This window comes from Sabulibacter ruber, assembly GCF_017355955.1.
Taxonomy (GTDB): Bacteria; Bacteroidota; Bacteroidia; order Cytophagales; family Hymenobacteraceae; genus Nibribacter; species Nibribacter ruber_A.
Window position 1 is genome coordinate 1 of the sequence record NZ_JAFFID010000219.1, and the last position, 240, is coordinate 240.

A 240-nucleotide genomic window follows, 5' to 3' on the forward strand; every position below is an offset into this window, starting at 1 on the left:
TACAACGAGGAGGAATCGATCCTCACCCGCACCATCGTCGGCGCGCTGGGGATCGACCACCCGCGCCTGCGCGTCTGGGTGCTGGACGACGGCAAGCGCGACTGGCTGGCGGAGCTGTGCGCCCACAAGGGCTGCGGCTATCTCCGCCGGCCGGACAACAGCCACGCCAAGGCTGGCAACATCAACAACGCGCTGGCGCATCTGGGCGGGCTGGAACGGCAGCCGGACTTCGTCGTCGTG

1 protein-coding gene is annotated in these 240 nt (G+C 68.8%); it reads left to right on the forward strand.

Translation table 11 applies throughout. The features are described 5' to 3' along the window. Nucleotides 1–240, forward strand: a 240-nt coding sequence (locus JT719_RS25115; protein ID WP_207436499.1) for a glycosyltransferase, incomplete at both ends; no start/stop codon positions are given.